General features: G+C 71.4%; 15 protein-coding genes. 4 read left to right on the forward strand and 11 right to left on the reverse strand.

Annotation, left to right across the window (positions count from 1 at the left end):
- The first annotated feature begins 145 nt into the window (after positions 1-145).
- Both ACZ7EG_RS02415 and ACZ7EG_RS02420 read left to right on the forward strand, forming a co-directional pair.
- Positions 146-1,456, forward strand: a complete 1,311-nt coding sequence (locus ACZ7EG_RS02415) for an ammonium transporter (RefSeq protein ID WP_471071048.1) — start codon at positions 146-148, stop codon at positions 1,454-1,456.
- The gene (locus ACZ7EG_RS02420) at positions 1,453-1,791 is read left to right on the forward strand and encodes a P-II family nitrogen regulator (RefSeq protein WP_362232660.1); all 339 of its coding nucleotides are present in this window, start codon (positions 1,453-1,455) and stop codon (positions 1,789-1,791) included. Before ACZ7EG_RS02415 ends, ACZ7EG_RS02420 begins: the two co-directional genes overlap by 4 nt.
- A 49-nt stretch (positions 1,792-1,840) precedes the next feature.
- Here ACZ7EG_RS02420 and ACZ7EG_RS02425 read toward each other — a convergent pair whose 3' ends face one another.
- The 8 genes from ACZ7EG_RS02425 to ACZ7EG_RS02460 all read right to left on the reverse strand — a co-directional run bounded on the left by ACZ7EG_RS02425 (position 1,841) and on the right by ACZ7EG_RS02460 (position 8,991).
- Positions 1,841-2,317, reverse strand: coding sequence for a hypothetical protein (locus tag ACZ7EG_RS02425; protein WP_361870088.1), 477 nt, complete (start codon positions 2,315-2,317; stop codon positions 1,841-1,843).
- Positions 2,318-2,488: 171 nt separating this feature from the next.
- The gene (locus ACZ7EG_RS02430; protein WP_471071052.1) at positions 2,489-2,842 is read right to left on the reverse strand and encodes a cytidine deaminase; all 354 of its coding nucleotides are present in this window, start codon (positions 2,840-2,842) and stop codon (positions 2,489-2,491) included.
- A gap of 20 nt (positions 2,843-2,862) precedes the next feature.
- Positions 2,863-3,222 (reverse strand): MmcQ/YjbR family DNA-binding protein, encoded by a 360-nt coding sequence (locus ACZ7EG_RS02435; RefSeq protein ID WP_471071055.1) that lies wholly within the window; start codon positions 3,220-3,222, stop codon positions 2,863-2,865.
- Positions 3,219-4,523, reverse strand: a complete 1,305-nt coding sequence (locus ACZ7EG_RS02440; RefSeq protein WP_471071058.1) for a hemolysin family protein — start codon at positions 4,521-4,523, stop codon at positions 3,219-3,221. The genes ACZ7EG_RS02435 and ACZ7EG_RS02440 overlap by 4 nt, the downstream gene beginning before the upstream one ends.
- A 7-nt stretch (positions 4,524-4,530) precedes the next feature.
- On the reverse strand, positions 4,531-5,028 hold the full coding sequence (gene ybeY, locus ACZ7EG_RS02445) for an rRNA maturation RNase YbeY (RefSeq protein WP_033306334.1): 498 nt from the start codon (positions 5,026-5,028) through the stop codon (positions 4,531-4,533).
- 14 nt (positions 5,029-5,042) lie between these two features.
- Positions 5,043-6,110 carry a PhoH family protein gene (locus tag ACZ7EG_RS02450; RefSeq protein WP_471071062.1) on the reverse strand — a complete coding sequence of 356 codons (1,068 nt, stop codon included), beginning with the start codon at positions 6,108-6,110 and terminating at the stop codon, positions 5,043-5,045.
- 316 nt (positions 6,111-6,426) lie between these two features.
- Positions 6,427-7,563 (reverse strand): carbohydrate kinase family protein, encoded by a 1,137-nt coding sequence (locus ACZ7EG_RS02455; protein WP_471071065.1) that lies wholly within the window; start codon positions 7,561-7,563, stop codon positions 6,427-6,429.
- Between the two features lie 138 nt (positions 7,564-7,701).
- Positions 7,702-8,991 (reverse strand): glucarate dehydratase family protein, encoded by a 1,290-nt coding sequence (locus ACZ7EG_RS02460; protein WP_471071068.1) that lies wholly within the window; start codon positions 8,989-8,991, stop codon positions 7,702-7,704.
- A gap of 95 nt (positions 8,992-9,086) precedes the next feature.
- On the opposite strand from ACZ7EG_RS02460, the gene ACZ7EG_RS02465 reads away from it, so the two are divergent.
- Complete coding sequence (locus ACZ7EG_RS02465) at positions 9,087-9,869, forward strand: IclR family transcriptional regulator (protein WP_471071071.1); 783 nt, start codon at positions 9,087-9,089, stop codon at positions 9,867-9,869.
- Positions 9,870-10,070: 201 nt separating this feature from the next.
- Positions 10,071-11,384 (forward strand): MFS transporter, encoded by a 1,314-nt coding sequence (locus ACZ7EG_RS02470; RefSeq protein WP_471071074.1) that lies wholly within the window; start codon positions 10,071-10,073, stop codon positions 11,382-11,384.
- 13 nt (positions 11,385-11,397) lie between these two features.
- Here the strand turns inward: ACZ7EG_RS02470 and ACZ7EG_RS02475 are convergent, their stop codons facing one another.
- The 3 genes from ACZ7EG_RS02475 to ACZ7EG_RS02485 are packed head-to-tail and all read right to left on the reverse strand — an operon-like array spanning position 11,398 to position 13,676.
- Positions 11,398-12,390, reverse strand: coding sequence for an adenosine deaminase (locus ACZ7EG_RS02475; protein ID WP_471071077.1), 993 nt, complete (start codon positions 12,388-12,390; stop codon positions 11,398-11,400).
- 20 nt (positions 12,391-12,410) lie between these two features.
- Positions 12,411-13,316: a ribonuclease Z gene (locus tag ACZ7EG_RS02480; protein ID WP_471071080.1), complete on the reverse strand. Its 906-nt coding sequence runs from the start codon at positions 13,314-13,316 to the stop codon at positions 12,411-12,413.
- Between the two features lie 6 nt (positions 13,317-13,322).
- The gene (locus ACZ7EG_RS02485; protein ID WP_471071083.1) at positions 13,323-13,676 is read right to left on the reverse strand and encodes a histidine triad nucleotide-binding protein; all 354 of its coding nucleotides are present in this window, start codon (positions 13,674-13,676) and stop codon (positions 13,323-13,325) included.
- Between the last annotated feature and the right edge of the window lie 12 nt (positions 13,677-13,688).

Raw genomic sequence — 13,688 nt, forward strand, 5'->3', positions numbered from 1 at the left:
AAGCCGCCCCGTACCGGACGTGCGCCGTGAGCTCCTCGAAACCCTTACGCAACGAAACGTCACGGAAACACACCCGTACGCAACCGGAAACGCGGGGCGGTGAACCTCTGACGAGCCCCCGGAGCCCCCACCCGTTGGAGACACCGTGCCTCTGGCCGCCGCAAGCGCCGACACCGGCGACACCGCCTGGCTGCTCGCCGCCACCGCCCTCGTCCTGCTGATGACCCCGGGTCTGGCCCTCTTCTACGGCGGCATGGTCCGCACGAAGAGCGTGCTCAACATGCTGATGATGAGCTTCGTGTCGATCGCCCTGGTGACGGTGGTGTGGCTGGCGGCCGGCTACTCCCTGGCCTTCGGCGAGGACGCGGCGGGAGGACTCATCGGCGGGCTCGACCACGTCGGCATGAGCGGCCTCGGCCCGGACAGCGTCCAGGGCACGGTCCCCACCCTCCTGTTCGCCACCTTCCAGCTCACCTTCGCGATCATCACGGCCGCCCTGGTCAGCGGCGCCGTCGCGGACCGGGCGAAGTTCGGGGCGTGGCTGGTCTTCGTGCCGGTGTGGGCGTTGCTCGTATACGTTCCGGTCGCGCACTGGGTGTGGGGCCCGGGCGGCTGGATCCTGGAGAAGCTGGGCGCCCTGGACTTCGCCGGCGGGCTGCCCGTGGAGATCGTCTCCGGCGCCTCGGGGCTGGCGCTGTGTCTGGTCCTGGGCCCGCGCATGGGCTTCAAGAAGGACGCCATGCGCCCGCACAACCTGCCCATGGTGATGCTCGGCGCCGGTCTGCTCTGGTTCGGCTGGTTCGGCTTCAACGCCGGCTCCGCGCTCGGTGCCAACGGGCTCGCGGCCGCCGTGTTCCTCAACACCCTCGCCGCGGGCTGCACCGGCCTGCTCGGCTGGCTCTTCGTGGAGCAGAAGCGCGACGGCCACCCCACGACCCTGGGCGCCGCGTCCGGCGCGGTCGCGGGCCTGGTCGCCATCACCCCGTCCTGCGGGTCGGTCTCTTTGCTCGGCGCCCTGGTGGTGGGCCTCGCCGCCGGTGTCGTCTGCTCGTACGCCGTGAGCTGGAAGTTCAAGCTGAACTACGACGACTCCCTGGACGTCGTCGGCGTCCACCTGGTCGGCGGGATCATCGGCACGCTCCTCATCGGTGTCTTCGCCGCGGAGTCGATGACCGGCGCCGCCGAGGGCCTTCTCTACGGCGGTGGGCTCGGTCAGCTCGGCAAGCAGTTGGTGGCCGTGGTCGTGGTGGCGCTGTACGCGTTCGGCGTGACGTACGGGATCGGGCGGCTGATCGACGTGACGATGGGCTTCCGTGCGAGCGAGGAGCAGGAGCAGACCGGTCTGGACCTTACGGTGCACGCCGAGACGGCCTACGATCACGGGGTCCTGGGCCACGGCGCCCCGGTCTCCTCCTCCGTCGTCTCCCCCGCCCAGAAGGTCACCCCCCAGGCATGAAGCTCATCACCGCGATCGTCAAGCCCTACCGTCTCGACGAGGTCAAGAACGCCCTGCAGGAACTCGGCGTGCACGGCCTGACCGTGAGCGAGGCCAGCGGCTACGGCCGGCAGCGCGGCCACACCGAGGTGTACCGCGGTGCCGAGTACCGGGTCGACCTGGTGCCCAAGGTCCGGATCGAGGTCGTCGTGGAGGACGCGGACGCCGAGGCCGTCATCGACGCGGTCGTGAAGGCCGCGCACACCGGCAAGATCGGCGACGGCAAGGTGTGGGCGCTGCCCGTCGACACCGTCGTGCGGGTGCGGACGGGCGAGCGCGGCCCCGACGCGCTCTGACACCGGGGCCGCACCGCTTCGGTCCAGGGCCTGTCGTATGGATCAGGTCCTAGTCGAACACGAACGGGCCCGGTGACTGCGGCCCGGCCGCCGTACAGGTGATGGTGATGCCGAAGACGGTCATCTTCAACGAGCCACCGAAGGCCTCCAGGCTGTCGCCGGAGGCCACGGTGCCGCTGAGGGGACCGACCTCGACCGGGGCCCCGGCGGCTATCGCCGGGTTCTCGGTGCCGGTGAAGTCGACGGTGCCGCCGCCGCTCTTCACCAGGGTGAGGGTGGACGAGATCGAGTCCTCTCCCAGCGCGATGGGCGCCGTGATCGCGGAGGACTTGACCGTGAGGGTGGCGGCGGTGCCGTCCTGCGTGGCCGTGAGCGTGGCCTCGCCACTGCCGAAGGCACCGCAGTCCGCGCTGATCGTCGCCGTCTGGGGGGTGACGGCGAGGGCCGCGGGGGCGAAGGCGAGCCCGGTGACCGCGAGGGCCCCGGCCGCCAGTGCCGCACCTGCTCCGATTCGCTTGCATCTCATGGGATTCCGGCTCCCTTTCCATGTGGGGGGACCGCTCGGCAGGTGAGTGCGGGCACGCTGCGCGAGAGCCGAACCTGACGGTCCGTCGGAACTTACGGTTCCATTGATGCGCGTGGGGCAGGGGTCGACAAGGTTGAAATCCGGCCTAATTACCGGCGGTTACAGCGAAGTTCAGCCAGCCGTGACGGTGGTCCGGACCGTTCCGTCGAACCCCGCCACCAGCACGGGCGTCTCCGCACCGCCGAGGTCCCGCACCGCCGCCCGGTCCTCCGCGGACGCGGTCTCCGCCTCGGTCACCACCGCCGCCGCCTCCAGGGACGTCGCGCCCGAGGCCACCGCCATCGCCACCGCCGTCTGCAGGGCACTGAGCTTCAGGGAGTCGAGGGCCACGGTGCCCGCGACATAGGTGCGTCCGGTCTCGTCCCGTACGGCCGCGCCCTCGGGCACGCCGTTGCGGGCCCGCGCAGAACGGGCCAGGGTGACGATCTTGCGGTCCTCGGGGTCGAGCGCGCTGCTGTCGGTCATGATCCGAGCATACGGAAGCCTCATGGACGGTCCAGGCGCAGGCGGTCCGCTCGGGGCAGGCCCGCGACGACCAGGTCGTACGAGTCCTCGATGAGCTCCCTGACGAGCTGGTCGGGAAGTCCGCCGTCCACCGTCACCGTGTTCCAGTGGCGCTTGTTCATGTGCCAGCCGGGGACGATGAGCCCCTCGTACTCGGCGCGGAGGCGGACGGCGTCGTCCGGGTGGCACTTGAGATTGGCCTTCAGGGGCCGCGCGTCGAGGTACGACAGGGCGAAGAGCTTCCCCCGCACCTTGAAGACCGAGATCTCCGGGCTGAAGGGGAAGTCCTCCACCGCCGCGTTGAAGGACAGGCAGAACGCGCGCAGCTCCTGCGGGGTCACTCCGGCTCCTCCTCGGGGGGCGGGTCCGCCGGGCCGACCGGCTCCGCGAGCACCGTCACGATCTTGTTCCGGCGCCCGGCGGCGGCCTCCGCGGTCAGGCGCAGCTTCCGCCCGTCGGGCAGGTCCACGACGGAGGAGGCTCCCGCGATGGGGACGCGGCCGAGCGCCTTGGCCAGCAGCCCGCCGACCGTCTCGACGTCCTCGTCGTCGTACTCCTCCAGGCCGTACAGCTCGCCCAGGTCGCTGATGTCGAGGCGGGCCGTGACGCGGAAGCGGTCCTCGCCGAGCTCCTCGACCGGCGGCAGTTCACGGTCGTACTCGTCGGTGATCTCGCCGACGATCTCCTCGAGGATGTCCTCGATGGTGACGATGCCGGCCGTGCCGCCGTACTCGTCGATGACGACCGCGACGTGGTTGCGCTCCTTCTGCATCTCGCGCAGCAGGTCGCCGGCGTTCTTGGTGTCGGGCACGAAGAACGCCGGGCGCATCGCCGTGGACACCTGCTCGGACTCGGCGTCGCGGCTGATGTGCGTCTTGCGGACCAGGTCCTTCAGATACACGATGCCGACGATGTCGTCCTCGCTCTCCCCGGTCACCGGGATGCGCGAGAAGCCGGAGCGCAGGGCGAGGGTGAGGGCCTGGCGGATGGTCTTGAAGCGCTCGATGACCACCAGGTCCGTGCGCGGGACCATGACCTCGCGGACGAGTGTGTCGCCCAGTTCGAAGACGGAGTGCACCATGCGGCGCTCCTCGTCCTCGATGAGGGACTCCTTCTCGGCGAGGTCGACCAGGGCGCGCAGCTCCGCCTCGGAGGCGAAGGGGCCGCGGCGGAAGCCCTTGCCCGGGGTGAGCGCGTTGCCGATGAGGATCAGCAGCGACGGGACCGGGCCCATGATCCTTGCCAGGGGCACCAGGACGTACGCGGAGACCGTCGCGGTGTTCAGCGGGTGCTGGCGGCCGATGGTGCGCGGTGAGACGCCGACGGCGACGTACGACACCAGGACCATGATCGCGATGGCGACCAGCAGTGCCTCGGTGGTGCCGTCGAACTCCTGCAGACAGCCGTAGGTGATCAGCGCGGCGGCGGCCATCTCGCAGGCGACGCGGACCAGCAGCGCCACGTTCAGGTAGCGGGTCGGGTCGGCGGCGACCTGGGAGAGCTTGGCGCTGCCGCGGCGGCCGGAGCGCACGGCCTCTTCGGCGCGGAAGCTGGAGACGCGCGCGAGGCCCGCCTCCGCACAGGCGGCGAGCCAGGCCACGACGACCAGGGCGATGGCGCCCAGGGCGAGTTGAGGACTCATCGACGGCTCAGGAGACCGTCGGCGCGGGGGACGGGCCGGTCAGGCCCCGCTCCGCGCGCCAGCCGTCCACGATGGCCGCCTGGAGGCCGAACATCTCGGCCTTCTCGTCGGGCTCCTCGTGGTCGTAGCCCAGCAGGTGCAGCACGCCGTGGACGGTGAGCAGTTGGAGCTCCTCGTCCATGGAGTGCTGCGTCTCCGCTTCCTTGCCCTGCTTCAGTGCGACCTCGGGACACAGCACGATGTCGCCGAGGAGCCCCTGCGGCGGCTCGTCGTCGTCCTTGGAGGGCGGGCGCAGCTCGTCCATCGGGAAGGACATGACATCCGTCGGACCGGGGAGGTCCATCCACTGGATGTGGAGCTGCTCCATGGCGTCGGCGTCCACGACGATCACCGAGAGCTCGGAGAGCGGGTGGATGCGCATCCGAGCGAGCGCGTAGCGGGCGATGTCGAGGATCGCCTGCTCGTCGACCTCGGTGCCGGACTCGTTGTTGACGTCGATCGACATGGTGCTGTGTGTGTCTACTTCCCCTTGTGCCCGGACTTGCCGCGGCCCTTGTGCGTGCCGTTCTGGGTGCCGTGCGTGGTGTCGTACTTCTCGTACGCGTCGACGATACGGCCCACCAGCTTGTGCCGGACCACGTCCTGCGACGACAGCCGGGAGAAGTGGACGTCGTCCACGCCGTCGAGGATGTCCTGCACCTGCCGCAGACCGCTCTTCGTCCCGTCCGGCAGGTCGACCTGCGTCACGTCACCCGTGATCACGATCTTGGAGTCGAAGCCGAGGCGGGTGAGGAACATCTTCATCTGTTCGGGGCTGGTGTTCTGGGCCTCGTCCAGGATGATGAAGGCGTCGTTGAGCGTGCGTCCGCGCATGTACGCCAGCGGCGCGACCTCGATGGTGCCCGCGGCCATCAGACGCGGGATCGAGTCCGGGTCGAGCATGTCGTGCAGCGCGTCGTAGAGCGGGCGCAGGTACGGGTCGATCTTCTCGTAGAGCGTGCCCGGGAGGAAGCCGAGCCGCTCGCCCGCCTCGACCGCCGGGCGGGTCAGGATGATGCGGTTGACCTGCTTGGACTGCAGGGCCTGCACCGCCTTGGCCATGGCCAGGTACGTCTTGCCGGTGCCCGCGGGGCCGATGCCGAAGACGATCGTGTGCCTGTCGATGGCGTCGACGTAGCGCTTCTGGTTGAGCGTCTTGGGGCGGATCGTGCGGCCGCGCGAGGACAGGATGTTCTGTGTGAGCACCTCGGCGGGGGTCTCCTGGCCGTCGCTCTCGCCGTTGTCGCTCGCCTTCAGCATGGCGATCGAGCGTTCCACTGCGTCCTCCGTCATCGGCTGCCCGGTGCGGAGCACCAGCATCATCTCGTCGAACACGCGCGAAATGAGGGCGACGTCCTTCGAGTCGCCGGCCGCGCTGATCTCATTGCCCCGGACGTGGATGTCGGCCGCCGGGAAGGCCTTCTCGATCACGCGCAGGAGGGAGTCGCCGGACCCCAGAACGGTCACCATGGGGTGCTGGGCGGGGACGGTGAACTGCGCTCTCGCCTGCTCCTGCGCGGGGGTGTGAGCTGTCGATGGTTGAGTCATGGGCCGGCGCTTAAGGCCTGCGGTTCCTCCTCGTCATGGCCGCACAGCTGAGGGCGGCCTCGCGATTCCCAGGGTACGACGGGGGAGTGACAACGCCGTAGGGGTTTTGGTGGTGGGGTCGGAAACGGGAGCCTACGACGGCTCCCGCCCGACGGCTTCGGAGGCGACAGGACTTCCTGGCCGACCGCCTCGAAGGCGACGGCACTTCCTGGCCGACCGCCTCGGACGCGACGGCACTTCCTGGCCGACAGGTACGGGCGGTGGGTGGGCACAGGCCGGGGGTCCAGGGGACGGAGCCCCCTGGCGGGCCGGGAGGTCACGCCGAGCGCCGGAAACCGATCGTGGGAACGGCACGCCGCAACGGCCAGGGCCGCACCAGTTCCTCCGACACCAGCCCCGCCAGGAACCCGTACCTCTCCAGCGCCACGGGTGACTGCCCCTCGACCGACTGCACCTCCCGCCACCACGCCGCGATCTCCGACCACCCCGGCGCCGACAGCGACCCCCCGAACTCCTGCACCGACAGTGCCGCCGTCAGCCCGGCGAAGGCCAGCCGGTCGGCGAGCGGCCAGTCCGCCAGGGTGCCGGTCACGAACCCGGCGACGAACACGTCTCCGGCGCCGGTCGGATCGAGTGCCTCGACCGCGATGGCCGGGACCTCCGCCGTCTCCCCCGTACGCCGGTCCACCGCGTACGCCCCCTCCGCGCCGAGGGTGACCACGGCGAGCGGCACGTACTCGGTCAGGGCGTGGGCGGCGGCCCGGGGGCAGTCCGCGCCCGTGTACCGCATGGCCTCCTCCGCGTTCGGCAGGAACGCCTCGCAGTGCCGCAGGTCGGACAGGCCCGCCAGGTCCCACGCGCCCGTGTCGTCCCAGCCGACGTCGCCGAACACCCGGGTGCCGTTGCTCGCGGCCTGGGCGATCCAGGGCGCGCTCACGCCGGGTGCGAGGGAGGCGACGGCGGCACGCGCGCGGGACGGGCATGCGGGGGCCGGCTCCTCGGGGGGTGGCTCGTGGCCGTGGGAGACCATCGTGCGCTCCCCCTCGTAGGCCATGGAGACGGTCACCGGGGAGTGCCAGCCGGGCACCGTGCGCGACGGGGAGAGGTCGATGCCCTCGCCGTGCTCCAGGGCGTCCCAGCAGTAGTCGCCGTAGTGGTCGTCGCCGAAGGCCGCCGCGAGGGATGTGCGCAGGCCGAGGCGGGCCAGGGCCGTCGCCATGTTGGCGACGCCGCCGGGGCTCGACCCCATCCCGCGCGCCCATGACTCCGTCCCGCGCACCGGGGCGGAGTCGAGGCCGGTGAAGATGATGTCCAGGAAGACGGTGCCGGTGAGGTAGACGTCCCAGGGCGGGTCGTCCGGTGTGCGCAGGGGGGCGAGGGGATCGACCTGGCTCTGGCGGTGCGATGCCTTTCCGGCCGGGCCCTTTCCGGCCGGGGCGGTGGACGCGGTCACGATGCGCTCCCTGACGTGGTGCGGATCAGGCCAGTCTGCACCACATCGCCGACGACGTGACGCCGATCACGCCGGACCCACGCGTACCGTGAGCTCGCGCCGGGCTCTCTCGCACCCCCGCCACGGCACCGGCGGGCCCTACCAGCGGGGCATCGCGGGGCTCACCCAATCCGGGTCGGCGTTCCGCATCGCCGCCGCGTCGTCGCGGTCCCGCAGGGCGCCGTCGTCGTCCAGCCACCGCTGGTGCAGTGCGGCCAGCCGCTCGTGGTCGAGCTCCACGCCGAGGCCGGGCGCGTCGGACACCGCGACCCTGCCGCCCTCGAAGGCGAGCCGCTCGGTGAGGACGTCCTCGGACTGCCAGGGGTAGTGGGAGTCGCAGGCGTGGTGGAGGTCCGGGACGGTGGCCGCCACGTGGGTCATCGCGGCGAGCGAGATGCCGAGGTGGGTGTTGGAGTGCATCGACACGCCGACCCCGAAGGTGCGGCAGACGGCGGCGAGCTGTTGGGTGTTGCGCAGTCCGCCCCAGTAGTGGTGGTCGGAGAGGACCACCTGGACGGCACCCCGGGTGAAGGCCTCCTTGATCTCGGCGAACGTCGTCACGCACATGTTGGTGGCGAGCGGCACGCCGGTGCGCTGGGCGACCTCGGCCATGGCCGGTGTGCCGAGCGAGGGGTCCTCCAGGTACTCGAGGACGTCCCCGAGCTCCCGGGCCACCGTCACGGACGTCTCCACGGACCAGGCACCGTTCGGGTCGAGCCGCAGCGGGTGCCCGGGAAAGGCCTCGGCAAGGGCTCTGATCGCCGCGATCTCCTCGTCGGGCGGGAAGACACCGCCCTTGAGCTTGAAGGAGGTGAAGCCGTAGCGCTCCGTGAAGCGGCGGGCCTGCTCCACCACGCCCGCCGGGTCGAGGGCGGCACCCCAGTCGTCCTTCTCGGCCGGCACGCCCTCGGGGTGGCCGGCCCACTTGTAGAACAGGTAGGCGCTGTACTCGACGGCGTCGCGCACCTTGCCGCCCAGCAGCGCGTGCACGGGCAGTCCGAGCGCCTTGCCGAGGGCGTCCAGGCAGGCGACCTCGAAGCCGGAGACGACGGACAGCCGCAGCTTGTCGGCGGTCTGGACACCGCGCAGCCCGCCGACGTCGACGGCGTCCTCGACACGGGAGGAGTCCACCGCGACCTGGTCCGCGACCGTGAACAGGCCGTTCAGATCGCTGACCTGACGCCCCTTCAGCCGCTCGGCGAGGGGCCGGGCCAGCTCCAGGTACTTGGCGTCGCCGTAGGTCTCCCCCACGCCGGTGATCCCGTCCGCCGTGACGACCTCGACGATCAGCCGGGGGGTGTACGGCTGGTGCACGCCCTGGGTGTTCAGCAGCGGCGGGTCGGCGACCAGGATGGGCGTGAGCCGTACGCCGGTGATGGTGAGGTTCACGAAGTCGTCTCCTCATGTAGATGTCATCTATATATGAGAATGCTGGTCGGGTTCGAGAACGTCAACCGCCCGGGCGGCCCGACTACCATCGGCGCATGTCAGACACAGGGGGCGTCCGCGAGGTGAAGTCCGCGGCGCGCACGGTCGAGCTGCTGGAACTTCTCGCCGCGCGCGGCGACCGACCGGCCCGGCTCCAGGAGCTGGCCGACGAACTCGGCGTACCGCGCAGCTCGATGTACGCACTGCTGCAGACCCTGATCTCGCGCGGCTGGGTCCGCACCGACATCACCGGCTCCCTGTACGGCATCGGCATCCACGCCCTGCTCACCGGCACGAGCTACCTCGACTCCGACCCCCGCGTCCGGGCCGTACGGCCGTACCTCGACGAGGCGTCCGAGGCGCTCGGCGAGACCATCCACATGGGCCGGCTGCGCGGCCGGGACGTGGCGTACCTGGCGACCCGGGAGTCGCACGAGTACCTGCGCACGATCAGCCGGGTGGGGCGGCGCCTGCCCGCGCACGTCGGGGCTCTCGGCAAGGCCCTGCTGGCGGAACGCCCGGACGGGGAGCTGCCGGAGGGCCCGTACGAGGCGCTCACCCCGAACTCGCACACGAGCAGGCGGTCCCTGGCGGCCGACCTCGCGCGGATCCGGGCACGCGGCTGGTCCGTGGACCGCGAGGAGAGCGTGCCCGGCATCGTCGGCTTCGGATTCGCCCTGCGCTACGACACCCCGGCACAGGACGCGATCAGCTGCTCGGTGCCGGTCGCCCGGCTCACGCCCGAGCACGAGAAGCGGATCGTCGCGGTCATGCGGGAGGTCCGGGCGAAGGCCGAGGCGACCGTTCCGGCGGGGCCCGGAGCGGTGCACTGGCGTTAGCGGAAGCAGCGTCGACGCCTGACGAAAGGCACGCGTTTACCCGGGCTTCACCACCCCAAACACAACGTGTTCCGGATCACACACCCCGGGCTCCCGTGTGCGACTACGTGCTTGATACAAATTGCTCGCGCGTTCCTGTCCGTCGACGGTCGTCGCCCACCCCCCTTTCCCCCGCTCCTTTCGCATGCCCTGGGAACGCCCGTGTTCGCCCCCCGCACCACTCCCTGGCCCCTCGTCGCCCTTTTCACGGCCGGGTACCTCGCTCCGTATCTGCTGCCCACCACCGTGGGCAGGCTCGACTCGGACCTTCCGCTCTCCGCCACCCAGGCCGGCGCCGTCGGCAGTGCCCTGCTGCTGAGTTCGGCCGCCGCCGGATTCGTCCTGGCCTCCCGGGTCGAACGGATCGGAGCCCGCACCCTCGCCCGGCTCGGCCTCGCCCTGGCCCTGCTCGGCTACGGCGGTGCCGCCCTGACCACCGCGATACCCGCCGTCGTCGCCGGCGCGATCGTCGGCGGGTTCGGCTCCGGCACGGCCACCACCGTCGCCGCGACCCTCATCGCCGGTCAGAAGGACCCGCACCGGGCCTCCACGGCCGGGCTGCTCACCGTCTCCGCCCTCGCGGGCGCCGTGTATCTGACCGTGCCGCACCTCGGCCCGGGGCACGGTCTGCCGCTGGCCGCGATCGCCCTCACGGCCCTGGCGGTCTGGCCGCTCACCGGCAGCCTCCCCACCGGCACGCCCGTCGCGCCCACCCGGCACGACAACGCCCGGCTGCCACATGCCCGTTCGGGGCTGCTGCTGGCCGCCGCCATGGTGTGCTGGTCGCTCGCCCAGAACTCCCTGTGGGGCGTGAGCGGACGCATCGGCCTGGAGCAGGCGCACCTCGGCGAGGCCACCGTCGGCGTCGTCTTCGCCGTCGCCCTCGGCGCCGGCCTGACCGGGGTCCTCGCGGCGGGCGCCCTCGGGGCCCGGCTCGGACGTGCGATACCCATCGGCGGCGGCACCGTCCTCATCGCCGCCTGCATCGCGCTCAGCGCCTGCGCGACCGACCTGGTGGGCTTCGCGGCCGGCGAGATCGCCTGGAACACGCTCTATCCGGTGGTGCTGTCGTACCTCATCGGGCTCGCCGCCTCGCTCGACCCGCGCGGCCGCTGGGCGGTGCTGGTCGGCTCGGCGTCCTCGCTCGGCACTGCCGCCGGGCCGCTGACCGGCAGCGTGCTGTCGGCGCAGGCCGGATTCCCGGTCATGGGCGCGGTCCTGGGCGCCGGGCTGCTGGTGATCGCCCTACCGATGACCGCCGTCGCTCTGCACACCGGCGGACGCCCGCTGCTGCCCGGCGCGATCCGCCGCCGCGGCGGCCACCCGGCCGCCCTGGTCGCCGCCGCCACGGGCACGCCCACCGGCGCGGTCCCCGAGATCGGCGCCCCGGAACAGCCGGTGGTGGAGATCCCGGTCGAGACCCCGGCCGTCCCCGCCCAGCGTGCCTACGACAAGGCGGGGTCGGAGGTCTTCTGAGACCCGCCCGGGGCTAGCCGAAGGTGTAGGCCTCCACCTCGGCGAGATACCGCGCCCGCAGCTCCTCGTCGTCCTCCAGGAAGGAGGCGAGGAAGGAGTTGCGGGCGAGCTCGCGCAGCCGCTCCTCGGTGAGGCCGAGGGTGGCGCGCACGGCGTCGAAGTTGTCGCCCGCGTAGCCGCCGAAGTAGGCCGGGTCGTCGGAGTTGACCGTGCACATGAGGCCCGCGTCGAGCATGGCGGGCAGTGGGTGGTCCGCGAGGGTGTCGACCGTGCGCAGCCGGACGTTGGACAGCGGGCACAGCGTCAGCGGCACCCGGTCGCGCACCAGCCGCTCCACCAGCGCCGGGTCCTCCACGCAGCGCAGCCCGTGGTCGACGCGCTCCACGCCGAGGATGTCCAGCGCCTCGGTGATGTACTCCGGCGGGCCCTCCTCACCGGCGTGCGCGACCCGCCGCAGACCGAGCGCGGCGGCGGCCTCGTAGACCTCGCGGAACTTCACCGGAGGGTGCCCGACCTCGGCGGAGTCCAGGCCGACGCCGGTGATCCGGTCCAGATACGGCTTGGCCGCGTCCAGCGTGGCCAGGGCCGACTCGGCGGACTCGTCCCGCAGGAAGCACAGGATCAGCCGGGTCGAGACACCGTGGTTGGCCTCGCTGTTCCCGAGCGCCCGCCACAGCCCCTCGACGACGGTGCCGATCTCGAGACCGCGGCTGGTGTGGGCCTGCGGGTCGAAGAAGATCTCGGCGTGCCGCACGCCCTGCGCGGCGGCCCGGGCGAGATAGGCGTTCGCCAGGTCCTCGAAGTCCCGCTCGGTGCGCAGGACGGCCATGAGTTCGTAGTACAGGTTCAGGAAGGACTGCAGGTCCTCGAACCGGTAGGCCTCGCGCAGCTCGTCGGTGTCGGCGTAGGGCAGCGTGACGGCGTTGCGCGCGGCGAGCTCGAAGGCGAGTTCCGGTTCCAGGGTGCCTTCGATGTGAAGGTGCAGTTCGGCTTTGGGGAGGGACATCAATTCATCGTACGGCCGTTTCACCGGCGCTTCGGAACCGGCACCCTCAGTAGATCGTGCGCCACGGTCAGCTCACCCTCGTATCCGGCAGCCCGGGCCTGACGCTCGAACTCGTCCGCATGGGTGTAGCGCTGGCTGAAGTGGGTCAGCACGAGATGCCGCACGCCGGCGTCGCGGGCCACCCGCGCCGCCTGACCGGCTGTCAGATGCCCGTGTTCGACGGCGAGGTTTTCGTCCTCGTCGAGGAACGTCGACTCGATGACGAGCAGGTCGCAGCCCTCGGCCAGAGCGTGCACGCCGTCGCACAGCCGGGTGTCCATGACGAACGCGAACCGCTGGCCGCGCCGCACCTCGCTGACGTCCTCCAGCGAGACCCCGCCGAGCGAGCCTTCGCGCTGGATGCGGCCCACGTCCGGGCCCTTGATGCCGTGCGCGGCGAGCCGCTCGGGCAGCATGCGGCGGCCGTCGGGCTCGACGATCCGGTACCCGTACGACTCCACCGGGTGCGACAGCTTCCGCGCCTGGAGCGTGTAGCCGTCCGTACGGGCGAGGGGCCCGTCGGCGGCGACCGGGGCCTCGGTGATGCCGACGGTCTCGCGGTAGGCGGTGGCGTACCGGAGCCGGTCGAAGAAGCGCTGCCCGGAGCGGGGGTAGTGGGCGGTGATCTCGTGCGGGACCTTGTCGAGGTTGATGCGCTGGATCACACCGGCGAGGCCGAGGGAGTGGTCGCCGTGGAAGTGCGTGACGCAGATCCGGTTCAGGTCGTGCGCGGCGACCCCGGCGCGCAGCATCTGGCGCTGCGTGCCCTCGCCGGGGTCGAACAGGATGCCCTCGCCGTCCCAGCGCAGCAGGTAGCCGTTGTGGTTGCGGTGCCGGGTCGGGACCTGGCTGGCGGTGCCGAGGACCACGAGTTCACGTACGGACAAGGCGTACTACCCGGGGGGCCACTGGAGGCCGCGGCCGCCGAGCACGTGGCCGTGCACGTGCCAGACCGTCTGGCCGGCGCCGCTGCCGGTGTTGAAGACGAGGCGGTAACTGTCGAGCTTTTCCTCGTCGGCGACGGCCTGGGCCTCGCGGAGCAGGTCCGCGGTGAGGGCCGGGTCGGCGGCGGCGAGGGCGGCGGCGTTCTCGTGGTGCGCCTTGGGGATGATCAGGACGTGGGTGGGGGCCTGGGGGTTGATGTCGCGGAACGCGATGGTCGTCTCCGTCCGGCGGACGATCGTCGCCGGGATGGTGCCTGCGACGATCTTGCAGAACAGGCAGTCTTCCTGGGGCTCCCCTGCCATTTTCCCTCCGGG

The sequence above is a fragment of the Streptomyces sp. NPDC037100 genome (genome assembly GCF_055606225.1).